Annotated in this window: 22 protein-coding genes and 1 other RNA gene; 13 read left to right on the forward strand and 10 right to left on the reverse strand. The window is 64.1% G+C overall.

Features of this window, described 5'->3' with window-relative positions:
* The 7 genes from M0D43_RS02565 to M0D43_RS02595 form a co-directional block, all read right to left on the reverse strand.
* Positions 1–1,176, reverse strand: a complete 1,176-nt coding sequence (locus M0D43_RS02565) for a LacI family DNA-binding transcriptional regulator (RefSeq protein WP_252163494.1) — start codon at positions 1,174–1,176, stop codon at positions 1–3.
* Positions 1,177–1,314: 138 nt separating this feature from the next.
* Complete coding sequence (locus M0D43_RS02570; protein ID WP_252163495.1) at positions 1,315–2,160, reverse strand: transporter; 846 nt, start codon at positions 2,158–2,160, stop codon at positions 1,315–1,317.
* 333 nt (positions 2,161–2,493) lie between these two features.
* The gene (locus tag M0D43_RS02575; protein WP_343231750.1) at positions 2,494–3,228 is read right to left on the reverse strand and encodes a DUF2058 domain-containing protein; all 735 of its coding nucleotides are present in this window, start codon (positions 3,226–3,228) and stop codon (positions 2,494–2,496) included.
* A gap of 18 nt (positions 3,229–3,246) precedes the next feature.
* Positions 3,247–3,483: a SlyX family protein gene (locus tag M0D43_RS02580; protein ID WP_252163497.1), complete on the reverse strand. Its 237-nt coding sequence runs from the start codon at positions 3,481–3,483 to the stop codon at positions 3,247–3,249.
* Complete coding sequence (locus M0D43_RS02585) at positions 3,476–4,825, reverse strand: UDP-glucose dehydrogenase family protein (RefSeq protein ID WP_101363199.1); 1,350 nt, start codon at positions 4,823–4,825, stop codon at positions 3,476–3,478. Before M0D43_RS02585 ends, M0D43_RS02580 begins: the two co-directional genes overlap by 8 nt.
* A gap of 25 nt (positions 4,826–4,850) precedes the next feature.
* Positions 4,851–5,816: an FKBP-type peptidyl-prolyl cis-trans isomerase gene (locus tag M0D43_RS02590; protein ID WP_260807815.1), complete on the reverse strand. Its 966-nt coding sequence runs from the start codon at positions 5,814–5,816 to the stop codon at positions 4,851–4,853.
* A 91-nt stretch (positions 5,817–5,907) separates the two neighbouring features.
* Positions 5,908–6,465 (reverse strand): glutathione peroxidase, encoded by a 558-nt coding sequence (locus tag M0D43_RS02595; protein ID WP_252163499.1) that lies wholly within the window; start codon positions 6,463–6,465, stop codon positions 5,908–5,910.
* Positions 6,466–6,600: 135 nt separating this feature from the next.
* Here M0D43_RS02595 and M0D43_RS02600 point away from each other — a divergent pair, with 135 nt between their 5' ends.
* The 8 genes from M0D43_RS02600 (at position 6,601) to M0D43_RS02635 (ending at position 11,269) form a co-directional block, all read left to right on the forward strand.
* Entirely contained in the window at positions 6,601–6,849 is a 249-nt protein-coding gene (locus M0D43_RS02600) for a hypothetical protein (protein ID WP_252164945.1), read from the forward strand.
* Between the two features lie 2 nt (positions 6,850–6,851).
* A complete protein-coding gene (locus M0D43_RS02605) occupies positions 6,852–7,214 on the forward strand; it encodes a GntR family transcriptional regulator (RefSeq protein ID WP_003483692.1) in 363 nt (120 codons plus the stop codon).
* Positions 7,211–8,086: an ABC transporter ATP-binding protein gene (locus tag M0D43_RS02610; RefSeq protein WP_252163500.1), complete on the forward strand. Its 876-nt coding sequence runs from the start codon at positions 7,211–7,213 to the stop codon at positions 8,084–8,086. Before M0D43_RS02605 ends, M0D43_RS02610 begins: the two co-directional genes overlap by 4 nt.
* Positions 8,083–9,069, forward strand: a complete 987-nt coding sequence (locus M0D43_RS02615) for an ABC transporter permease (protein WP_101363203.1) — start codon at positions 8,083–8,085, stop codon at positions 9,067–9,069. Before M0D43_RS02610 ends, M0D43_RS02615 begins: the two co-directional genes overlap by 4 nt.
* A gap of 10 nt (positions 9,070–9,079) precedes the next feature.
* A complete protein-coding gene (locus tag M0D43_RS02620) occupies positions 9,080–9,898 on the forward strand; it encodes a GIN domain-containing protein (protein WP_252163501.1) in 819 nt (272 codons plus the stop codon).
* Positions 9,899–9,929: 31 nt separating this feature from the next.
* Positions 9,930–10,460 carry a DUF2884 family protein gene (locus M0D43_RS02625; protein ID WP_252163502.1) on the forward strand — a complete coding sequence of 177 codons (531 nt, stop codon included), beginning with the start codon at positions 9,930–9,932 and terminating at the stop codon, positions 10,458–10,460.
* Between the two features lie 61 nt (positions 10,461–10,521).
* Positions 10,522–10,598, forward strand: a non-coding RNA gene (locus tag M0D43_RS02630) — sX9 sRNA.
* A 248-nt stretch (positions 10,599–10,846) separates the two neighbouring features.
* Positions 10,847–11,269 carry a hypothetical protein gene (locus M0D43_RS02635; RefSeq protein WP_260807817.1) on the forward strand — a complete coding sequence of 141 codons (423 nt, stop codon included), beginning with the start codon at positions 10,847–10,849 and terminating at the stop codon, positions 11,267–11,269.
* Between the two features lie 123 nt (positions 11,270–11,392).
* Here the strand turns inward: M0D43_RS02635 and M0D43_RS02640 are convergent, their stop codons facing one another.
* On the reverse strand, positions 11,393–12,796 hold the full coding sequence (locus tag M0D43_RS02640; protein ID WP_252163504.1) for a class II fumarate hydratase: 1,404 nt from the start codon (positions 12,794–12,796) through the stop codon (positions 11,393–11,395).
* A gap of 283 nt (positions 12,797–13,079) precedes the next feature.
* On the opposite strand from M0D43_RS02640, the gene M0D43_RS02645 reads away from it, so the two are divergent.
* Positions 13,080–14,402, forward strand: coding sequence for a hemolysin family protein (locus M0D43_RS02645; protein ID WP_252163505.1), 1,323 nt, complete (start codon positions 13,080–13,082; stop codon positions 14,400–14,402).
* Positions 14,403–14,412: 10 nt separating this feature from the next.
* On the opposite strand, the gene M0D43_RS02650 is transcribed toward M0D43_RS02645, so the two are convergent.
* On the reverse strand, positions 14,413–15,363 hold the full coding sequence (locus tag M0D43_RS02650; RefSeq protein ID WP_252163506.1) for a CAP domain-containing protein: 951 nt from the start codon (positions 15,361–15,363) through the stop codon (positions 14,413–14,415).
* 198 nt (positions 15,364–15,561) lie between these two features.
* On the opposite strand from M0D43_RS02650, the gene purB reads away from it, so the two are divergent.
* Complete coding sequence (purB, locus tag M0D43_RS02655; RefSeq protein ID WP_252163507.1) at positions 15,562–16,929, forward strand: adenylosuccinate lyase; 1,368 nt, start codon at positions 15,562–15,564, stop codon at positions 16,927–16,929.
* 251 nt (positions 16,930–17,180) lie between these two features.
* Positions 17,181–17,678, forward strand: coding sequence for a DUF3060 domain-containing protein (locus tag M0D43_RS02660; protein WP_252163508.1), 498 nt, complete (start codon positions 17,181–17,183; stop codon positions 17,676–17,678).
* A gap of 274 nt (positions 17,679–17,952) precedes the next feature.
* Here M0D43_RS02660 and M0D43_RS02665 read toward each other — a convergent pair whose 3' ends face one another.
* The gene (locus M0D43_RS02665; RefSeq protein ID WP_252164946.1) at positions 17,953–18,216 is read right to left on the reverse strand and encodes a PDZ domain-containing protein; all 264 of its coding nucleotides are present in this window, start codon (positions 18,214–18,216) and stop codon (positions 17,953–17,955) included.
* 340 nt (positions 18,217–18,556) lie between these two features.
* Between M0D43_RS02665 and M0D43_RS02670 the strand changes: the two genes are divergently transcribed.
* Positions 18,557–20,056: a ribosomal protein uL16 3-hydroxylase gene (locus tag M0D43_RS02670; protein ID WP_252163509.1), complete on the forward strand. Its 1,500-nt coding sequence runs from the start codon at positions 18,557–18,559 to the stop codon at positions 20,054–20,056.
* The gene (locus M0D43_RS02675) at positions 20,053–20,985 is read left to right on the forward strand and encodes a GNAT family N-acetyltransferase (protein WP_252163510.1); all 933 of its coding nucleotides are present in this window, start codon (positions 20,053–20,055) and stop codon (positions 20,983–20,985) included. The genes M0D43_RS02670 and M0D43_RS02675 overlap by 4 nt, the downstream gene beginning before the upstream one ends.
* Positions 20,986–21,047 lie beyond the last annotated feature (62 nt).

Genomic DNA, 21,047 nt, shown 5'->3' on the forward strand with positions numbered 1-21,047 from the left:
TCAGCGGCCTGAGGCCTTGTGGGGGAAATGGGCGGATGGACTGCTTGGGGGAGGTGATGACATGTGAGGTGTTGGCGCGCAGGCGCTGCTTGCGCGAATGTTCAGAGCGACTGCCGCGGTCAACTGCTGCGAGGCGAGCTCGGGGCTGCCGATCCGCTGCAATACCAGTTGCGCGGCCTGTCTGCCACGCGCACGCGGGTCTGCGGCCAACGTGGTCAATGCAGGCGTGAACAAGGCTGCTTCGGCAATATCGTCGAAGCCGGTCACCGCAAAGTCGCGGCCCGGCACGATGCCGTGCTTGGCCAGCGCCGCCATCAAACCCAGCGCAACGCTGTCGTTGTAACAGACTGCCGCAGTCACAGCTTGCGCATCATTGCTCAGCAAGCCCACGCCACATAGTGCAGCGTCCTGGCGATTGGGCGCCGACTCGACGTACTGTACTTTCAAATCAGCTTCCTGCATCGCGCGCGCGTAGCCTGCGCGACGCTGGCGGCAGGAACTGGATGCAGCATGCCCACCGAAAAACACGATGCGCTGATGCCCTTGCGCGATCAGATGCCTGCAAGCCAGAAACGCGCCCTGCGCATTGTCCAACGCCAGCAAATCCCACTGCGCGCCTTCTACCTCGCGGTTGAACAGCACCACGTTACGTTGGCGGCCGAGTACCTGGGTCAGCGCCTGCGCCTGACTGCCTTCGGCCGGCGACAGGATGATGCCCGCCGGCGTGTGCTCCATCAGCGAGGTCAGCACGGCCTGCTGACGCTGCGTCGATTCGCCGGTGCTGCCGAGCAAGGTCACATAACCGGCAGCGGCCAACGCCTCGTCGACACCGGCAGCGAATTCGGCAAAAAACGGGTTGGACAAGTCGTTGATCACCAGCGCGATGCTGGACGAGGTGCGCTGGCGCAAATTCGCAGCGGCACGGTTGTAGACGTAATTCTGCCGATCCAGCTCGGCCTCCACGCGTGCGCGCGTGCGCGCGTGCACCAACGGGCTGCCACGCAGTACCAGCGACACTGTCGCCCGCGATACGCCTATGGCGCCGGCGATATCGCGCAAGGTCACCGCACCGCGACGCACGCGTGGCGCGTCGATGTCCTCAGTCGCCTCGGGTGTCGGCTTGGCGTGCATCACGCGACGCGGCTTGCGGTGGCAGGAATGCACATGGATTGGCATCAAATTGGATCGATCCAATTAGGCCTTTTCTGCGCAACCAATGCATGCGGCACTGCAACATAGACAATCCAGCCACCGTACAGAAATCAGCGCAAGACTCCGCCCAAGCGTTGATCACGGTGGCCGCACCTTCCTCGCTCATTCGAACGCGATCGACAGCCCGATTCCGCCCTGCCAATCCGGGCTTTCCGACGTCAGGCCACGCAACACCGACACGTCCAGCTGCATCGCATGCGGCAGCTGCCAGGCGCCGCCTGCACCAGCCACGCGCGAATGCTCGCTGCCGATATCGAAACCCGCTTCCACGTAGCTGCTGAAATGATCGCCGGAGAAAAACGTGTAATTGGGCGCGAAGGTCCAGGTATCCCCATCATCGTCGCGGGCGTAATTGACGTACACCGCGATGGCGCGTTGCTGCGGCAGGTCCCAGGACGCGGTCACACCGAGTTCGCGCGCATAGCCGTCGCTGAATGCCGGGCTGCCGGTCGGCACGCTGTAGGTGCCCAGTGCAGCCCAATGAAAACTATCCGAACGCGAGGGCAATGACACCTTTAATCCAACACTGCTGTCGCCACCGCCACGCACCCGCGCGCCCCCGCCATGCTGCCAGTTGTAGCTGTCGCTCCCGAGCTGCAGTTCGACGTTCTGGAACAGCCCCAGGCGCAGCAGCGTATCGGCAGTGTATTGGGTGGTGCGTTGCCCATCGCTGCGATCGGTACTTGCATCCGGCAAGCCCTGTTCCCAGGCGAACGCACCTGGCTGCACTACCTCCGCAGAGAACGGAATACCCGGGCGGTCGAATGCTGGTGCATCGTCTGCCTGTGCGATGGCATGGCCGCTGGCCAGGCACAGTGCGAGCACTACCACGGCCGAGACCGCTCGGCCTGTCGCCTGCACACGCGCGCCACCAACTGCACGAGATTCGACAGATGCATCGGCATGGAATTTCAAGGGTTTCGACGACATGGACATACGCAGCACCATTGGCAGACGGAGCGAGCAAGAAAAGGGCAACGCCACAGCACGATAAGCCTGCCTGCATCGACCAGCAACGGCGCGCATGGTGCCGCGCCAGCCGTGATCTGCTTGTATAGCGGCGCTCTGTGCGTTGTTTTCCGGGTTACCGGCTGTGGTGCGCGGTGACGGCATTCCAGGGGAACTCATATCCAAAGACCCAGCACGCAGGCTGCGCCCGACACCGTGATGCTTGTGATGCGGATGCTGCTGCGGTCGCGCCTCTTCTGCCTTTCGGTAACACGCAACGAAAAATGGGCGCCCGCAGGCGCCCACTCACACCACACTCAAGGTAGCGCAGCCTTACCAAACCAAGTCGTCGGGCACCTGGTATTTGGGGTCCGCGTACGGGTCGTCGCCCGCCGGTGCGTTCGGGTCCACTTTCAAGGCGACCGATGCCGCGAACACCGCTTCGGCTTCGGCGAGCACCTCGGCAGTCACCAGCAGATAGCGCCCGTTGAGTTGCAGCACGCCCAGCTCGCCGGCGTTGAGCGCCTTGAGCTGATCGGCGGTGACGTAAATGCGCTTGATCTTGCCGCCATACGGAAAGTGCCGGGCGATATCCGCAGCGGCATCGTTCAACCCTTTGTCTTTCACTAACTCTTCGAGCTTGGCCTTGGCTTGGCGACGCAGGCGTGCTTCTTCCTGCTTCAATCGCTCGGCTTCGATGCGCTCGTCTTTCTCGCGCTGCGCACGGATCGCATACGCCTTGGCCAGATCGATATCTTCGCGCGTGCGTGCCGGCCTGGGGCCACGACGGTCTGCAGCAGGATGCTGCGGACGCGGCGCGGCGCCGGGCTTGCCGTCATGACGACGCTCGGGCCTGCCATTGGGGTTGCGATCGCCCTTGCCGTCGGTCGCCGCAGCGGCAGGCGGCCGCTGCGGCCCCCTGCCCTGGCCAGGCCTATTGCCGCCGGGTGCTGGCTTGCCACCGTTGCCATGCGCACGCGCTGCAGGCCGTGCGTCGGGTTTGCGTTCGGGCTTGGGCGCGGACCTGAAGCCCAACCCAAGCAATTGGTCACGTAAGGTATCGCTCATGGCGGTGGCAATCTGCAATCAATAGTGCGGAGGCGGCGGCTCATCCGCTGCATCGGCAAACAACGTGGAGCGCACCTTGCCCAGATCCTCAAGCAGGTGGCGGATCAGTTCGGCATTGCGGGCGCCCGTCAAACGGGCGTCCGCAAGTGCTTCACTCAGTTCGTTGAGCGCCTGCTCCTGAAAGGAGAGGCGCGTTTCCAGTTCAACCAACCGCGCTTCCACGATCTGGTCGCGCGGCGAGAGTTGCTCATGCATGCAACGAACGGCCTCGTCCGATAGCGTAGTACGCAAGACCAGCGGCTTCGATTTCCTGCGGGTCGTACAGGTTGCGACCGTCGAACACGACGTCGTCCTTCAAGGCCTGCTTGATCTTGCCGAAGTCCGGGCTGCGGAACTGCTTCCACTCGGTGACCACGACTAGTGCATCCGCGCCTTCCAGTGCGGAGAACGCATCGTCGCAGAAGGTCAGATCATCACGCTCGCCGAAGATGCGCTTGGCTTCATGGGTGGCTTCCGGGTCATAGGCGCGCACGGTGGCACCGGCTTCCCACAACTGCTCCATCAGGCGACGGCTGGACGCGGCACGCATGTCGTCGGTGTTGGGCTTGAACGCCAGGCCCCAGACCGCAAACGTCTTGCCGGCCACGCTACCGGTGCCTTCGGTGCCGTAATGACGCTGCACCAGTTCGAACAGATGGCCCTTCTGCGCGTTGTTGACGCTTTCCACTGCGTTGAGCAGGGTCGGCTGCATGCCGTACTGCTCAGCCGTCTTGGCCAGTGCCTGCACGTCCTTCGGGAAGCACGAGCCACCGTAACCGGCGCCCGGGTAGATGAAGTGCCAGCCGATCCGCGGGTCCGAGCCGATGCCGTTACGCACATGCTCGACGTCCGCACCCACACGCTCGGCAATGTTGGCGATCTCGTTCATGAAACTGATCTTTGTCGCCAGCATCGCGTTCGCCGCGTACTTGGTCAGCTCGGCCGAACGCACGTCCATTTCCACGATGCGATCGCGGTTGCGATTGAACGGTGCATACAGACGACGCATCCGCGCAATGGCGGCCGGCTTCTTGGCACCGATCACGATGCGATCGGGACGCATGCAGTCGGCCACCGCATCGCCTTCCTTGAGGAACTCAGGGTTGGAAACCACGTCGAACTCATGGTCTACGCCGCGCGCGTCCAGTTCTTCCTGGATTGCCACACGCACCTTGTCGGCGGTGCCGACCGGCACGGTGGACTTGTTCACCACAACCGCGGGTCCATCGATATGGCGGCCGACCGTACGCGCAACCGCCAGGACATACTGCAGGTCGGCGCTGCCGTCTTCATCCGGCGGCGTGCCCACGGCGATAAAGGTGATTTCGCCGTGCGCAATTGCCTCGGCAGCATCAGTGGTGAAGCGCAACCGGCCGGAGGCGTGGTTGGCTTTCACCATCGGCTCAAGGCCGGGTTCATAGATGGGAATCACCCCACGATTGAGACCATCAACTTTCGCCTGATCGATGTCTACACAGATAACGTGATGACCGACTTCGGCCAGACAGGTTCCGGTGACGAGACCAACATAACCGGTACCAAAGATCGCAACTCGCATGGGTGGGGGTACTCTCTGTGGGGGATCAGGGAAGGATACCCATCAGCTCGACATCGAACGTCAACGTTGCGTCAGGTCCGATCCCCTGCGTGCCGTTCGGGCCATAGGCCAAGTTGGATGGAATCCAGAAACGATATTTCGAACCGACCGGCATCAACGCGACGCCCTCGGTCCAACCGGGAATCACTTGATCCAGGCCGAACTCCGCCGGCTGGCCGCGCTGGTAGGAACTATCGAAGACCTGCCCGTTAAGCAGCTTACCCTCGTAGTTCACACGCACCTTGTTGGTCCGCATCGGGCGCTCGCCGCTGCCCTGGCGCAACACCATGTACTGCAGGCCGGACGCGGTGGTGATCACGCCCTTCTCGGTCTTGTTCTTGGCAAGGAAGGCATTGCCTTCTTCGCGATTCTTGGCTCCGACAGCGCCCTGCTTGGCAGAGGCGAACGCCTGCATGGTGGCCATCGCTTCCTGCTGGGTCAGACGCGTGGTGCCTTTGGCAAACACGGTACGTACCGCTTCCATCAGGACCGACAGGTCGATCTCGTCCTTGATGCCAGCCAACGACGGACCCACCGCACGATCGCCGAGCATCAGGCCGACATTTTCCTTGGACGGTGCAGCCGGCGCGGCACCCGGCGCCATGCCTGGCACCTGCTGACCGTTACGGGCAGCAAGCGCGGTACGCAGTGCGGTATCGGTGGCCTGGGTCTGCTCATCCGACAACAGCGGCTTGCCGCCCTTGAATGCATTTTCGATGGCGCGTTGCATCGCGTTCACATCGATGTCCTGAGCGATTGGCTCGAACGAACGTGCCACGTCCATACCGATGGCGTAACTGACGTTGTCGCGCGTGCTCTTCTCAGACGAGGCATTCAAAGCTGGCTTCTCCTTGGTGGCCGCTGCGGCCGGTTGCTGCGACATCGCCGGCATCGATGCCGACAGTGCCACCATCAGTAACGACGCCGCCGCGCCGCGCTTTCCCATCTTCATTCGATGCACTTCCCAAAAGTGATAAAGACACGCCACCGATGGCGCTGAATGCGCATTGTCGCATGCGCGCGCGGCGATGCGCTCGCCGCACTCAGCGCGACGGTGCCTTGAGCTCGCGTTCGATTGCTGCCAGCACGCTCGGATCGTCCGGTTTGATCTTGCTGGGGAACTGCGCAACCACACGACCATCGCGACTAATCAGGTACTTGTGGAAGTTCCAGCCCGGCGCCACGCCAGTGGCCTGGGTCAGGCGCTGATACAGCGGCGTCGCCTCGGCACCCAGCACATGCACCTTCTCAAACATCGGGAACTTGACGCCATAGGTCAGCGTGCAGAATTCCTGGATCTGTTTCTCAGATCCGGGTTCCTGGCCCTGGAAATCGTTCGACGGGAAGCCCAGCACGCTGAAGCCGCGGCTGGCAAAGCGCTGGTTGAGCGCTTCCAGACCTTCGTACTGCGGGGTGTAGCCGCACTTGCTGGCGGTATTGACCACCAGCACGACCTTGCCGCCGTAGGCACGGTTCAGGTTGATCGGGGCCTTGCCGGCCAGCGGCCGGTAGTCCACATCCAGCACCGGGGTGCCGGCGGCGAACGCCGATGTTGCAAAAAAGCCAGTAAATACAAGAGCCAGTAGACGATTGAGCAACATGAGCAATGCCCTTGGAGAGTTGAGGCGGCGCACCGGTGAGGGGGTGCCATCAGTTGGGGATGACAAACAGTTGACGGTCTGCGTGTCGGTGTTATAGTTGAATACAACACCAGTCATCCAACGCAGGGGGAAAGCATGAACAGCACACGCTTCACGCGACCAGTTCCGCTGTTGCTGTTCGGCAGCACCCTGTTTGCCATTGGTTGCCTGGGAGCCGCTTCCAGTCAGGTGACGGAGTCCGGCGCCGATTATGGCGTGTCGGAGGCGGTTACGGAAAACGCGACGACTCCCCCCGAAGCGCCTTCACGGCCTGGCCGGCATGTGCGCGCTTCGCTGTCGATGCCCTATTTCTCCTTCGCGCAGGCTCTGCGCCCACGGAGCTGATCATGAATGACATTCAGTGGAGCGACGGCGCTCCCATCTACCGCCAACTCAAGGAACGGGTGATTGCCATGATGCTCGATGGAATCCTCAAGCCCGGCGATGCCCTGCCCTCGGTGCGCCAAGTGGCGGCCGACTACCAACTCAACCCCATCACCGTCTCGCGCGCCTATCAGGAATTGGCCGACGAGAACCTAGTGGAGAAACGCCGCGGCCTGGGCATGTTCATGACCCCGGAAGCCGCACAGAAACTGCGTGGCAGCGAACGCGAGCGTTTCTTGAATGAAGAATGGCCCGCTGTGCTGGAAAGGATCCAGCGCCTGGGACTGTCCATCGACGATCTGTTGCCACAGGGAAAAACACCATGACCGCCGTCTCCTCCGACCATGTGGTCGACGCACGTGGCCTGCGCAAGGCCTACAAGCATCGGCTCGCGCTGGACAACACCAGCTTCACCATCGACGCCGGCCGCATCATCGGCCTGATCGGCCCCAACGGCGCCGGCAAGACCACCGCGCTCAAGGCGGTGCTGGGGCTGACCGATTTCGATGGCGAGTTGCAGGTGTTGGGGATGGATCCGCGTACCCAGCGCAACGCATTGATGAACGAGGTCTGCTTCATCGCCGACGTGGCAGTGCTGCCGCGCTGGCTGCGGGTGGGCGAAGCGATCGATTTCGTTGCCGGCGTGCATCCGCGCTTCGATCGCGCCAAGTGCGAACGCTTCCTGGCCAACACCCAGCTCAACCGCAAATCACGGGTGCGCGAGTTGTCCAAGGGCATGATCGTGCAGCTGCATCTGGCGCTGGTGATGGCGATCGACGCCCGCATCCTGGTGCTGGACGAACCGACCCTGGGCCTGGACATCCTCTACCGCAAGCAGTTTTACCAGCGTCTGCTGGAGGATTACTTCGATGAGCAGAAGACCATCATCGTCACCACGCACCAGGTCGAGGAGATCGAACACATCCTCACCGATGTGATGTTCATCCGCGACGGCCGCATCGTGCTCACCGCCGATATGGAAAGCGTCTCGGAGCGCTACACCGAAGTGTTGGTCGGTGCCGACCATCTGGATGTAGCGCGCGCCTTGAAGCCGATCGACGAGCGCAGCCTGCCGTTTGGCAAGACGGTGATGTTGTTCGATGGCGTGCCGAAAGACCAGCTCGCCCGTTTCGGCGAAACCCGCAATCCCGGCCTAGCCGACCTGTTCGTTGCGGTCATGAAGGGGACCTACGCATGAATGCAGTGACCAACCAAGCATCACCCGCACGCACCTTTGCCTGGCTGCTCAAGCGCGAGTACTGGGAGCACCGTGGCGGCTTCGTGTGGGCACAGGTCATCACCGGTGGCATTGCGGTGTTCTTCGCGCTGCTGGGCGCGGTGATCGGTGCGATCAGTGCGCGCCGCAACATGGTCGGCGACAGCATCACCATGGACGATCTGGCCGAATACACGCGCACGCTGGGCCAGGTTGGTGACGGCCTGTTGCTGGGCGGCATCGGGATCGCCTCGGTGGTGCTCGCGTTCGTGGTGTTTTTCTACGCACTCGGCAGCCTGTACGACGACCGCCGCGACCGCAGCGTGCTGTTCTGGAAATCCTTGCCGGTGTCCGACGTGCAGACGGTGTTGTCCAAGGCCGCCTGGGCATTGCTGCTGGCGCCGCTGATCTCCATCGTGATCGGTGCGGCGGTCGGCATGGCGCTGTGGTTGATCGCCATCGTTGGCGCATCGATTGCAGGCGTGCCCAGCCCCTGGGCGATGGCGACCCATTCGCACCCGTTCTCGCTGCTCTGGCTGTTGCTGAAAACCGTGCCGATGAGCCTGTTGTGGGCGCTGCCGACCGTGGGCTGGCTGATGTTCTGCTCGGCCTGGGCCAACAGCAAGCCGTTCCTGTGGGCAGTGCTGTTTCCGCTGCTGGCTTGCGTGATGCTGAGCATTCTCTCGGCGATGCCGGGCGTGTCGCTGCCGATCGGCTGGATCTGGTACATCGTCGGCTACCGCGGCCTGCTCAGCGCCCTGCCCGGCACCTGGTCGCCGCTTGCGGTCAACGGAAATCTGGACAGCAGCGCGCTGCAAAACCCTAGCGACCTGGTGCAATGGGCGCTGCAGCACACCGACAGCACGCTCGTGTATGGCAGCCCGGATATCTGGATCGGCGCAGCCATTGGTATCGCCTTGATCGCCGCTTCCATCTACCTGCGCCGTCGGCGCGCCGAAGCCTGAGAGACATCGCATGCGCCTGATCCTGAGCTTGGCCATCCTGTTTGCATTGCCCGGCGCCGCAGCGGCAGAGGAGCAGTGCAAATTCTCCGAACCGCGCAGCCTGGACTTGCAGCTGACCGGCGTGAAGTCGGTGCTGTTCGAGGTCGCCTCCAACGACCTGCATCTGGACGCATTACCCAGTGGCAGCAGAAAGCTGAGCGGGCGCGCCTGCGCTGCCAGGGCTGAGTTGCTCAAGAGCCTGACCGTGACCCAGAAGCGCGTCGGCGATAAGTTGGTGGTGACCTTGAACAATGACCGCCGGTTTTCGTTCGGCAACAGCTATTCCTACCTGGATCTGCGCGGCAGCGTGCCCAACACGCTGCTGGTGCAATTCGACGTGGGTTCCGGCGAGGCCCAGATCAAGGGCGCCGCTGCAGTGAGCGCCGACGTGGGTTCCGGCGACATGACGATTCGTCACACCAAAGGCCGCGTGACCGCCAAGGTCGGCTCCGGCGATGTCGAGCTGGAAGATCTGGGCGCACTGCGCGTGCTGGCAGTGGGCTCGGGCGATCTCAAGGCGCGTGAGGTATATGGCGCGGCAGAGGTGGCGAAAGTGGAGTCCGGCGAGATCAAGCTGCAGGGCGTGGCAGGCAACATCAAGTTCGGCACGATCGGCTCGGGCGATGTCGAGATCCGCGATGTGCAAGGCAATGTCAACGTGGAGTCGATCGCTTCCGGCACGTTGGCTGTCCGCAAAGTGCGTGGCGACCTGAGCGTAGCGCGCAAAGGCAGCGGCGATATCGATGTAAGCGATGTCACCGGCAGTACGCGGGTGCCGGCAGACAAATGACGACTTCTTTCAGGATGCGGGGGAATTGCTGATGAAATTGCTTGTTTCAGCGGTAGTGATGAGCATGTTGCTGGTGGGCTGCGGTAAGTCCGAGCCCACCGTCAACGTGTCCGGCCAGGCCGACAGCACCGGCGTCACCTTCAACGGCAAGAGCTTGACGCTCAAACGCGATAGCCTGCCCGCCGCCACCATCAGTGCGGATGGCGCGCTCAGCATCGACGGCAAGCCGGTGGACTTGAACGAGGCGCAGCGCAAGGCCATGCGCGATTACTACGCACAGGTGCAGGGCGTGGCCAAGAAGGGCGTCGATATCGGCACCCAGGGCGCGGCGTTTGGCGCACTTGCGGCAGGCGAAGCGATCAAGGGTGTGCTTAGCGGCAACTCCGATCAGATCGGCGACAAGATCCAGGCCGAGGCAGACACCTTCAAGAACAAGGCCATGCAGATCTGCGAGCACCTAGCCAGCTTGCGCACCGCACAGGATGCAGCGGTGCAGCTGGTACCCGTATTTGCGCCGTATTCGACCCTGACGCAACACGACATCGACGATTGCCGTAAGTAGAGCAGCGAGCAAAACGACTGCGCTCACCGCCAGGCGGGCGCGGCCGGTGCTTGGACTCCTTATGGACCACTCGTACATTGCGGTTCCCAGCGCGCCGTCCACGCCCACCCGACAACTGCTCGCTCCGGTTTCATAGCCGCTCCAAACACGGCGGTTTGATGACTGCGTGTGGCCTGGCCTGCGCAACTGCTGTTCGATCGTCGGCACTGGATCGTGGATCGTCGGGAACGCGCGGTGACAGGAGACTGCATGCACCGCGGTTGCATGCACGGCGACCAAACGGGTCCCCGCTCTGCGACATTTTGGCAGGCACCGGGCCGGCACTTAGCCGATCCGCAGACCGGAGCGGGATTACAATAGTGCGCTCCCCTCAATCCATCGACCCAATGAACAAGTTCGTGATGCTCTGCATGGCGCTTGTGCTGTGCACGCTCGCCGCCTGTGGCGACCAATCATCCCGCCGCGCCGAACGCGGCAAGCCGCGCGTTGCCATCACCACCCAATCGGTGATGATCCGCCGCCCGCCAGCTGCAAACGCTGAAATCACGCCGGACGGCACACTCAAGATCGACGACATCGCGCTGCCGCAGAAAGAGCCGACGCGCGCCAAATTGCAGCTGCTGTTCGGCCACCTGCAGATGTTGCGTCAGCAGGCAGTCAACGAGGCCGGCCCGGATCCGGATTACAAGTCGATCAAGCTGACCGCCACGCCGGAGATTCAGAAACTCAGTAGCGAGTTGCTGGATGAAATTCCGCCGCTGCAGCCATATCGCGAGAGTTTCAATAACGTGCAGGCCGAACGGCATTGACGCCCAGACCGTTTCAGCCAAGCGGCTAGAAGCAGCCAGAGACCTGCAGGAACGCGCTGGCGCGCGATGAAGAGTTATCCACAACACCGCATCGCGCACCCGCACTCCTACGCACAGCCGTGATCAGCCGCCGCTACCGCCGCCAGCCTGGATGCCGCCACGCGTCAACGCGGCCGGGTCGAGCAATCGTCGCAGTTCCACTTCGCTGAGGCCGCTATCTTCCTTGGCCACATCGAGCACCGGGCGCTGCTCCTTGTAGGCACGTTTGGCGATCGCCGCGGCTTTTTCGTAACCGATGATCGGATTCAGCGCAGTCACCAGAATGGGATTGCGGTCCAGCGCCTCACGGACGCGCTCCTGGCGTACCTTCAGCCCGGCAATGGCCGTGTCGGCCAGCAAACGCGAGACGTTGCCCAACAGCGTGATCGAATCCAGCAAGTTGTAAGCGATCAGCGGCAGCGTCACGTTCAACTGGAAGTTGCCGGTCTGACCTGCCACGGTGATCGCGGTGTGGTGGCCGATGACCTGCGCGCACGCCATCACGGTGGCTTCGGGAATCACTGGATTGACCTTGCCCGGCATGATCGAGCTGCCCGGCTGCAACGCCGGCAATTCGATCTCGCCCAGGCCCGCCAATGGGCCGGCATTCATCCAGCGCAAATCGTTTGCGATCTTGATCAGCGCCACCGCCAGCGCGTTGAGCTGGCCAGACAATTCCACCGCATCGTCCTGCGCGGCAAGCCCTTCGAACTTGTTTTCTGCGCTCTCGAACTTGGCCCCGCTCAGGCTGGACAAGGCCTTGGCCACCTTGCCGCCAAAGCGCGGGTCGGCATTGATGCCGGTGCCGATGGCAGTGCCGCCTAGCGGCAACCGCCGCAAGCGCTTCAACGCATCGTCGATCCGGTCCTGCGCCGAACTCAGTTGCGCCGACCATGCGCCGAACTCCTGTCCGAAGGTCAGCGGCATCGCATCCATCAGATGCGTGCGGCCGGTCTTGACGATCTTGTCGAGCGATTTGGCGCGCTTGTCGATGGTCTTGCGCAGATGCTTGAGCGCCGGTTGCAGATGTTCCTGCACGGCGAGCAATGCTGACACGCGAATGGCGGTCGGCACCACGTCGTTGGAGCTCTGGCCGAGATTGACGTGATCGTTGGGATGCACCGCGTCCTTGCCGGCGCGCGTGGCCACTGTGGCGATGACCTCGTTGGCATTCATGTTGGACGAGGTGCCCGACCCAGTCTGGTACACATCGATGGGAAACTGCGCATCGAAGCTGCCCTCGGCCACTTGCAAGGCAGCGGCCTGCACGGTCTTGCCGATCGATTTCGGCAGCAATCCAAGTTCGGCGTTGACGCCAGCCGCCGCCGCCTTGATCAAGCCCAGCGCGCGAATGAAACCGCGCGGCATCGGCTGCCCGGACACCGGGAAATTCTGCACCGCACGCTGGGTCTGCGCGCCCCACAACGCATCGGCGGGCACCTGCAGTTCACCCATGCTGTCGTGTTCGGTCCTGAAACGTTCGCTCATCTGCACTCTCCGCACATTGTTGATTTGTGGTGATGGATGGCTGGCGGCGGGCGTACCCACGCTGGCGAGGCTGTCTACGATACTCGCTTGCCGCGTTGCGACGATGTCGTCGCACCCTGTCGGCTAAGCTGCCGGCTGATCACTACGAGATACCAAACCGCCATGGGCGATGAGCCTGACTGTAGACATGCACACTCAACGTATGTTGCCGGGATACTCCGCACCGCCACTGCACATGCACTAGCACGCAGATGTACCGCTCTTGCAGCGCAGGGGGGCGGACATGTTGGGTAACGTCCTGCTGCTATTCGTCGCGCTGTTGCTGGTGCTGTTGAATGGGTTTTTTGTTGCCGCCGAGTTCGCGCTAGTCAAGCTGCGGCACACGCAGGCGGTGGGCCTGGCGCAAACCAATGGTTGGCGCGGGCGATTGCTGCTCGGCGTGCATGCGCATCTGGATGCGTATCTGTCGGCCTGCCAGCTCGGCATCACCCTGGCTTCGCTCGGATTGGGCTGGGTCGGCGAGCCGGCCTTCGCGCATCTGCTGCAGCCATTGTTCGATACGCTGGGCCTGTCGCCGGAAGCTGCACAAGTCACTGCGCTGGCGATCGCCTTCAGCCTGATTTCCTTCCTGCACATCGTGTTGGGCGAACTGGCGCCCAAGACGATGGCGATCCGCCGTCCGGAACGCATGTCGTTGTGGACCGCCGCGCCGCTGTATGTCTTCTACTGGCTGATGTACCCGGCCATCTGGGTGCTCAACACCAGCGCCAACCGGTTCCTGCGCCTGCTCGGCTGGGGGGAGGTGGAACATCACTCGCACCGCTATTCGCGCGAAGAACTGATGCTGATCGTCGGCCGCCAGGACCCGAACGCGGCTGCGCCCGACCAAGGGCTGGCCTTGATGAGCCACGCGCTGGAATTGCCGGACCTGGTCGCCGGCGATCTGATGCGTCCGCGCGAGCATCTGCGCAGCCTGCGCGAAGGCATGAACCTGGAAGCAGTGCTGGCGGAGTTCAGTGAGTCGCGTTACAGCCGTTACCCCTGGTTCGATGCCGATGGCGAGCAGGTGCTGGGCATCCTGCACACCAAGGACCTGTTGGTGGCGATGGCACGCGGCCAGGACCTGGAAGATCTGCGCCCGCTGCTGCGCCCAGCTACCGTGCTGACCCTGGAAACGCCGATTCCCAGCGCGCTCGAGCAATTCCGCACCGGCACCACCCACTTGGCGCTGTGCGTGGAAGAAGAAGGCCGCATCCTGGGCTTTTTCACTTTGGAAGACCTGCTGGAAGTGGTGGTCGGCGAGATCGAAGACGAGCATCGCCACGTGGTGCGCGATGCTCCGATCCGTGGCCAGGACGGCTCGCTATTGGTCGCCGGCAGCACTTCGATCTTTCGGCTGGAACGCCTGCTCGGCCAGGATCTGAGTGCACCGGACCACGTCAATTCGGTCGGCGGGCTGATCCTGTATCAGCTGCAGCGCTTGCCCGAAGAGGGCGAAACGCTGGAACTGGATGGCCACCTGCTGACCGTGCGGGGCATGGCCGGCCACCGTATCCAGGCAGTCACGGTGCGTCCGGTGGGCGCAACTGGCACCGCGGCCAGCTGACGCCTTCGATTCATTCGGCGGACGCGCGAGGCGATTCGCCGATGCGAAACCAATAGCGGTAATCGCGCGACTGCCCGCCGAACCGCACCCCGCGGATGGTCACATCGTAGATCACACCCGGCTGCAAGCGCGGCACCCGGAACTGCAGGCTATTGGGCACCCCGAAACCCTCGTGGTCATCGCTCAGGTTGCGCACCTGCAACTGGCGTCCGCCGCGCGCGCTGATCTGCACCTGCGCATCGGCGTAGTCGACATCGCGATTGGCGAACTTGCGGTTGCGGTCCGGCAATGCGGTGAACGACAACAGCGCCTCGTCGACGTAGTAGCGGCGCGGGTACTCACCGATCGGCCAGGCGACGAAATCGGCGCGCGCCCGCGCGGCCACGCCGACCGCCGGAACGAAGCGCAGCGCGGCACCGCTGCTGAACGCGGCGCCGTCGCGACCAGCGACCATGCCGAAGGCGACGCGTTGCAGGAACGGATCCAGCAGCCAGCGCCGGTGCCCCAGTCCACCGGCGCTGACATTGTTGGCGTCAGTCAGCCACTCGATCACGATCTGTTCGGCGCTGGAGAAACGCAGCAGCGGGGAGCTGACCCCGCCATAGATCAGGCTACGGCGCGCGCCCTTGGCCGCGGTGTCGGAGTAGCAGCGCCAGTCCGGCGCCAGCGTATGGCTGAGGCGGCCGTTGGCGGCAATGACCAAGGCCGCCTGGGTGGCTTCGGGCTCGGCCGCCGGGTCGTAGTCGACCGCGTCGAGACCGTGCAGCCGACGGATGTCGTTGATCAGCGCCAGCACGCGTTGTCGCTGCGCCGGTTGCAGCTCGCCGGCACGGCAACCGGCGATCGCGGGCGGAGTCCGATACAGCGCCGCCGCCTGCGCAGCGAAGTCGGCATCCTGCGCAGCGGCGGGCAGCGCGGCGGGCAGGATCGCGAGAGCGAGGCGAGCGAAGATCTGGCGCATGGCAAGCCGGAAACAGCGCAGGGAGCTCTACCATAAAGTGCAGGTTGCGCTGTGTCGGGCTCATCTGGTGCGCAGGTAACCCGCCATTCAGCCGACTCTGGCGTGGGCTCGGCGCCCCACTTTGCAACGCACTGGGCCTGACCGCTGCGCTGGCGGCGTAGAATGCTGGCCCCACCGTCACCGCTGCCTCTCTTGCCCATGTCGGATTCCGCCCTGCTCGCCCTGTCCCCGCTCGACGGCCGCTACACCTCCAAAGTGGATGCGCTGCGCCCGGTCTTCTCCGAATACGGCCTGATCAAGGCGCGGGTCAAGGTCGAAATCGAATGGCTGCTGGCACTGGCCGCCGAGCCGGGCATTGCCGAACTGGCGCCGTTCTCGGCGACTGCCACGCAGCGCCTGCGCGCGCTGGCCGACGATTTCGGCGTTGCCCATGCCGCGCGAGTCAAGGAAATCGAACGCACCACCAACCATGACGTCAAGGCGGTGGAGTACTTCATCAAGGAGCAGCTCAAGGACGACGCCGAGCTGGCTCCGGCGCTGGAATTCGTGCACTTTGCGTGCACCAGCGAAGACATCAACAACCTGAGCTACGGGCTGATGCTGGAGCAGGCACGCCGCGAGGTGCTGCTACCCAGTCTGGACGGCGTCACCGCTGCGCTGCGCACGCTCGCCCACGCCCAGGCCGCCCAGCCGATGCTCTCGCGCACCCACGGCCAGACCGCCTCGCCCACCACGCTGGGCAAGGAAATCGCCAACGTGGTCGCCCGCCTGGAGCGCCAGCGCAAGCAGATCGCGGCGGTCGAGCTGACCGGCAAGATCAATGGCGCAGTGGGCAATTACAACGCGCATCTGATGGCGTACCCGGATCTGGACTGGGCCGACTTTGCGCAGCGCTTCGTGGAAAGCCTGGGCCTGGTGTTCAACCCCTACACCACCCAGATCGAGCCGCACGACAACGTGGCCGAAATCGGCGATGCCAGCCGCCGCGCCAACACCATCCTCATCGACCTGGCACGCGACATCTGGGGCTATATCTCGCTGGGCTATTTCAAGCAGAAGTTGAAAGAAGGCGAAGTCGGCTCGTCGACGATGCCGCATAAGGTCAACCCGATCGACTTCGAAAATGCCGAAGGCAATTTCGGCATCGCCAACGCGCTGTTTGAGCATTTTTCCGCCAAGTTGCCGATCAGCCGCTGGCAGCGCGACCTCACCGATTCCACCGTGCTGCGCGCGCTCGGCACCGCGTTCGGCCACACCCAGGTGGCGCTGGATTCGCTGGCCAAGGGCCTGGGCAAGCTGACCGTCAATCCGCAGCGCCTGGATGCCGATTTGGATGCGGCCTGGGAAGTGCTGGCCGAAGCCGTGCAGACGGTGATGCGCCGCCACGGCCTGCCCAACCCGTACGAACAACTCAAGGCCCTGACCCGAGGTCAAGGCATCACCGCCGCGTCGATGCAGGCCTTCGTGGAAAGCCTGCAATTGCCGGAAGACGACAAGCAGCGGCTGCGCGCGCTCACCCCGGGCGCTTACACCGGCCTGGCCGAGCAGCTGGCGCGCGCGATCTGAGCTGGCCCGCCCGCAAGCCCCCTGTCAGCTTGCGGAGCGGATCAGGTCATCGACGATCATCAGCGCCGGGCCATCGGGGGGTCACCGTCTGCCGATGAAGCACCGTCGGGATCAGTGACACCTGCGCCGCGACACACGTCGCGTCGCACGCGTCACGTCTCAAGACCGGCCTGGACAGCAGGCGCTGGCCTACACATGGGTAACCGAGCCGGACTGCTATCGTGTCGGCCTTACTCTTCGGGAGATCGGCGATGCGTGTCACTCACCCACTGTCCCTGTTGACGCTGGCAAGCGTCTTTGCGCTGAGCGGATGCGGCGGCGACGGCCCTGCCGCGCAGGCGTTGTCGGCGGTCTCGTCCACGCTGACCGATCCGGCCAGCGGCGCTGACTGCGCCGGCAAGGATGTCCGGCTGACCCGCAATGACAGCGAATGGATCCTGCACGGCGAGTGCGGCACGGTCACCATCACTGCCTCACGTGGCGCAATGAATCTGGATACCGCGCGCAGCATTCGGGTGGAAGGAAGCAACTTCACGGTGCTCAACGAGCAACTTGGCCAGCTCAGCGTGACCGGTCACGGCAATACGCTCAATCTGACCAACGTCGATAGCGTGGACATCCAGGGCAACAAGAATCTTGTGCTGGCGCGCGAAGTGAAACAGGTGCGGTTTTCCGGCAACGACAACACCGTCAACCCATCCAGCAAACCCACAGTGGACGACCGTGGCAGCGGCAACAAGGTGATGTGATCTGTGCGATTGTGATGCGCACAGCTTTAGCATGCGCGCTCCAGATCAGCAAGATGCACGTCGCTGCACGGCCGCACCGCATGCAACGCCACCAGGCGATGCTTTTACAAACGGTGCGGATTTAGCGCGGCGAACAAAACCACTGCGCCCTGCCAGGCTGGCGCGGCCGGTGCTCGGAATCATCGCAAACCGCCCGTACCTTGCGACTCTGAGCGCCGCCCGCACCCACCTGACCACTGCTCGCCGCGCTTTTAAGCAGTTCTTGGCACGTCAATCAGGGTCGCCGCGCGGCCACTAGCGTCACCTCGCGCGGCTTGGCTGCACCGCGCACGATCACGAAACGCAGGGTCTGCCCGACCTTGCGGTTGACGGCCTGCTTGAGCACATCGGCCTTGCTTCCAGCCACCGTGATGCCTTGAGCGGACACGATCGCATCGCCCACCTGCAGCCCGGCGGTGGCTGCGGGCGAGGCCGGCTTCACCGAATCGATCGTGACCGAGGTCAGCGTGGGATTGAACGAAAACCCCTCGCTTTCCACCGCGAAACTCAGGCCGAACCACCCCTTGTCATCGGCGGCCTGCGCGGCGCCGTGTACTCCCAACGTCGCCGTCAACACCAGCAGCAGCGTCAGACGATGCATGCAAGCAGTTTTCCAAAGCATAGGGAGCAGCCCACCAAGGCCGCGATGCCGCAGTGTTTCGGTGCAGGCGCTACCACGCATGTGCCATCGGACACCCTGACCCGTGCTGCGGCGGCGGACGACCGCGCGTGCGGCGTGCCCGGCACAGGTGCACATCCGGCTCAGGCAGTCGACAATAGGCCATCCAGCGCCAATGCCGCGCACCGCACTCTCTTCTACACCTTGTAAGGACCCCGCAATGGCCGTACGTAAAGCGACCCCACTTGCCATCGAAGTCCAGGCCCGTCCGGGACAGCCGCTGGGCATGCCGGTCGAGCGTTTCCTGCGCAATTACTGGCACAAGCACCCGCTATTGATCCGTAACGCGTTCGCGGACTTCGCCTCGCCGCTGCAGCCGGAAGACCTGGCCGGGCTGGCCTGCGAAGACGGCGTACTGGCGCGCCTGATCCGCCACGACCGCACCACCGACAGCTGGGACGTGCGCACCGGCCCGTTCCAGGAAACCGATTTCCCCGGCCTGCCCGACCATGATTGGACCTTGCTGGTGCAGGACGTGGACAAATGGGATGCCGACGTGCGCGCCCTGCTGGAGCAGTTCCGCTTCCTGCCGCGCTGGCGCATCGACGACATCATGATCAGCTTCGCCGCTACCGGCGGCTCGGTGGGCGCGCATGTCGACCATTACGACGTCTTCCTGCTGCAGGGCCAGGGCCACCGCCGCTGGCAGATCGACGCGCGCACCGCGCAGGGCCGCAAGGCCACCCCACTGGCGTTCCGCGACGATGTCGAGCTGAAGCTGCTGCGCGCGTTCAAGCCGACCCACGATTGGGTGCTGGGCCCGGGCGACATGCTGTATCTGCCGCCGTTGATCCCGCATCACGGCGTGGCCGAAGACGCCTGCCTGACCTTCTCCATCGGCACCCGCGCACCGTCCTCGGCCGAGCTGATCGGCGATTACCTGGACACCTTGATTGCCGACGCTGACGAGGCCGTGCGCTATCACGACGCAGACCTCACGGTGCCGGCCGATCCTTACGAGATCGACGTCACCGCAATGAACCGCGTGGTCGCAGCGCTCAACGCGTTGCGCATGAACGATCCCGATCGCTTGGGCGACTGGTTCGGTCGTTTCATGACCACCTACCGCGCCTCCGGCGACGTGGTGCCGGCGCCAGAACCCATCCCGCGCGAAGCGGTCGAGCAGGCGCTGCAAGAAGGCGTGCTGCTGCATCGTCACCCCTGGTCGCGTCTGGCCTGGCGGCGTGCCAAGCGCGGCGCCACGCTGTTCTGCAGCGGACTGGAGTTCGCGCTGTCGGCCAAGGATGCGTCCCGTCTGGCCGCGGCCGAAGAGATCGACGGCACGCTGTACGCGCAGTTGTCGCCGCGTGGCCGCGAGGTCGTGCTAGAGCTGCTGGCACAGGGCCATTACCAGCGCGCCCACGAAGACGCCGACGGGGATATCGCCGACGACGACCACGTGCATGCCCTGCGCGCGTCTTCCGACCACGACGACGCAGACACCGAAGACGACGCACCGGAAGCGGACTACGCCATCGATGCGGATGCCGATGTCGAACACGTCGCTGACGACGCCGGCGACCCGGCAGAGACGCTGGATGCCGTGCAGGACGCTGTTGCCGAAATCGACGCCGCCGCCGCAGCCGAGCAGGAAGACGCCAGCGCTATCGCCGACGACGCCGATTCCGACGACAGCCACGACGCCACCAAACCCGCATGACCCAGCACGCCAGGCCGCAGATCGTCGCCCTGAACCCGGCTTCCGATGCCGGGGCGCTGCGCGCGCTGCGGCTGGCCTGCAGCACAGACACCGCTGACGACACCAGCGTTACCGAGTGGGATGCGTTGGACCCGCTCAGCCTGCATCTGGCAGCGCGCACCGAGGATGGCCAGTTGATCGCCTCGGTGCGACTCACTGCCGACCGCCGGCTCGACCGGCTGGGCGTTCTACCCGACTGGCGCCGCCGCGGATTTGCGGACCAACTGCTCGCTGCCGCCGTCGACACGGCCCGACAGCACGGCTGGCCCAGCCTGCACGCCAGCCCCAGCCCAAACGCGGAGGCGGTCTTCGCGCGCCAGGGCTTTCTGCCCGACACCACCCCACTCTCCTCACCCGGGCGCCTCGGCCAGACACCCGCGGCGCCCGGCATCGTCGTGCATCGTCGCCTTGATGGCCCGATGGCCGTCGAGACCCTCACCGCAGCCCTGGCCGCCACCACTGGTCTGCTCTACGCTGCGCGCCGCCAGGTGCTGATCTACACCCGCGCCCTGGACCCGCCGTTGTTCGACAACCCCGCCGTGCTCGATGCGCTGCGCCGCTTCGCCACCGCCCGCCACGACAAGCGCGTGCATGTCTTGGTGCAAGACCCCGCCAGCGCCAACGCGGGCAGCAGTGCAATGCTGCGGCTGGCACAGCGCCTGCCCAGCGTGTTCTGGTTCCGCGCGGTCAGCGACCCAGTCGATGCAAGTTTTGCATCGGTCTATGTTGTCGGCGACGATGCCTACTACTTTCGTCCAACAGGTCACCGCTTCGATGATGGCGAAACCTGGTTGTCCGGCGCAGCGCGTAGCCGCCAGTTAGAGCGCGAATTCGCGCAGATATGGGAGCGCAGTGCACGTTGGAACGAGCCGCGCGCGCTCGGCATCTGACGCCGCAGCGCCCCTCGCACGTAGGCGTGCGCGCAATTGGTCTACCCCGCCGGTCAGCTCGC

Source organism: Xanthomonas prunicola, assembly GCF_025266575.1.
Classification (GTDB): Bacteria; Pseudomonadota; Gammaproteobacteria; order Xanthomonadales; family Xanthomonadaceae; genus Xanthomonas; species Xanthomonas prunicola.

What these genes read in the sequence shown, in the direction of transcription:
- M0D43_RS02645 (WP_252163505.1), top strand. Translation starts at nt 13,080, where the DNA reads ATGTTGGGTAACGTCCTGCTGCTATTCGTCGCGCTGTTGCTGGTGCTG.
- M0D43_RS02600 (WP_252164945.1), top strand. Translation starts at nt 6,601, where the DNA reads ATGAACAGCACACGCTTCACGCGACCAGTTCCGCTGTTGCTGTTCGGC.
- M0D43_RS02660 (WP_252163508.1), top strand. Translation starts at nt 17,181, where the DNA reads ATGCGTGTCACTCACCCACTGTCCCTGTTGACGCTGGCAAGCGTCTTT.
- M0D43_RS02640 (WP_252163504.1), bottom strand. Translation starts at nt 12,796, where the DNA reads ATGAGCGAACGTTTCAGGACCGAACACGACAGCATGGGTGAACTGCAG.
- M0D43_RS02605 (WP_003483692.1), top strand. Translation starts at nt 6,852, where the DNA reads ATGAATGACATTCAGTGGAGCGACGGCGCTCCCATCTACCGCCAACTC.
- M0D43_RS02590 (WP_260807815.1), bottom strand. Translation starts at nt 5,816, where the DNA reads ATGAAGATGGGAAAGCGCGGCGCGGCGGCGTCGTTACTGATGGTGGCA.
- purB (WP_252163507.1), top strand. Translation starts at nt 15,562, where the DNA reads ATGTCGGATTCCGCCCTGCTCGCCCTGTCCCCGCTCGACGGCCGCTAC.
- M0D43_RS02580 (WP_252163497.1), bottom strand. Translation starts at nt 3,483, where the DNA reads ATGCATGAGCAACTCTCGCCGCGCGACCAGATCGTGGAAGCGCGGTTG.
- M0D43_RS02610 (WP_252163500.1), top strand. Translation starts at nt 7,211, where the DNA reads ATGACCGCCGTCTCCTCCGACCATGTGGTCGACGCACGTGGCCTGCGC.
- M0D43_RS02670 (WP_252163509.1), top strand. Translation starts at nt 18,557, where the DNA reads ATGGCCGTACGTAAAGCGACCCCACTTGCCATCGAAGTCCAGGCCCGT.
- M0D43_RS02615 (WP_101363203.1), top strand. Translation starts at nt 8,083, where the DNA reads ATGAATGCAGTGACCAACCAAGCATCACCCGCACGCACCTTTGCCTGG.
- M0D43_RS02675 (WP_252163510.1), top strand. Translation starts at nt 20,053, where the DNA reads ATGACCCAGCACGCCAGGCCGCAGATCGTCGCCCTGAACCCGGCTTCC.
- M0D43_RS02650 (WP_252163506.1), bottom strand. Translation starts at nt 15,363, where the DNA reads ATGCGCCAGATCTTCGCTCGCCTCGCTCTCGCGATCCTGCCCGCCGCG.
- M0D43_RS02635 (WP_260807817.1), top strand. Translation starts at nt 10,847, where the DNA reads ATGAACAAGTTCGTGATGCTCTGCATGGCGCTTGTGCTGTGCACGCTC.
- M0D43_RS02570 (WP_252163495.1), bottom strand. Translation starts at nt 2,160, where the DNA reads ATGGTGCTGCGTATGTCCATGTCGTCGAAACCCTTGAAATTCCATGCC.
- M0D43_RS02585 (WP_101363199.1), bottom strand. Translation starts at nt 4,825, where the DNA reads ATGCGAGTTGCGATCTTTGGTACCGGTTATGTTGGTCTCGTCACCGGA.
- M0D43_RS02565 (WP_252163494.1), bottom strand. Translation starts at nt 1,176, where the DNA reads ATGCCAATCCATGTGCATTCCTGCCACCGCAAGCCGCGTCGCGTGATG.
- M0D43_RS02595 (WP_252163499.1), bottom strand. Translation starts at nt 6,465, where the DNA reads ATGTTGCTCAATCGTCTACTGGCTCTTGTATTTACTGGCTTTTTTGCA.
- M0D43_RS02620 (WP_252163501.1), top strand. Translation starts at nt 9,080, where the DNA reads ATGCGCCTGATCCTGAGCTTGGCCATCCTGTTTGCATTGCCCGGCGCC.
- M0D43_RS02575 (WP_343231750.1), bottom strand. Translation starts at nt 3,228, where the DNA reads ATGAGCGATACCTTACGTGACCAATTGCTTGGGTTGGGCTTCAGGTCC.
- M0D43_RS02625 (WP_252163502.1), top strand. Translation starts at nt 9,930, where the DNA reads ATGAAATTGCTTGTTTCAGCGGTAGTGATGAGCATGTTGCTGGTGGGC.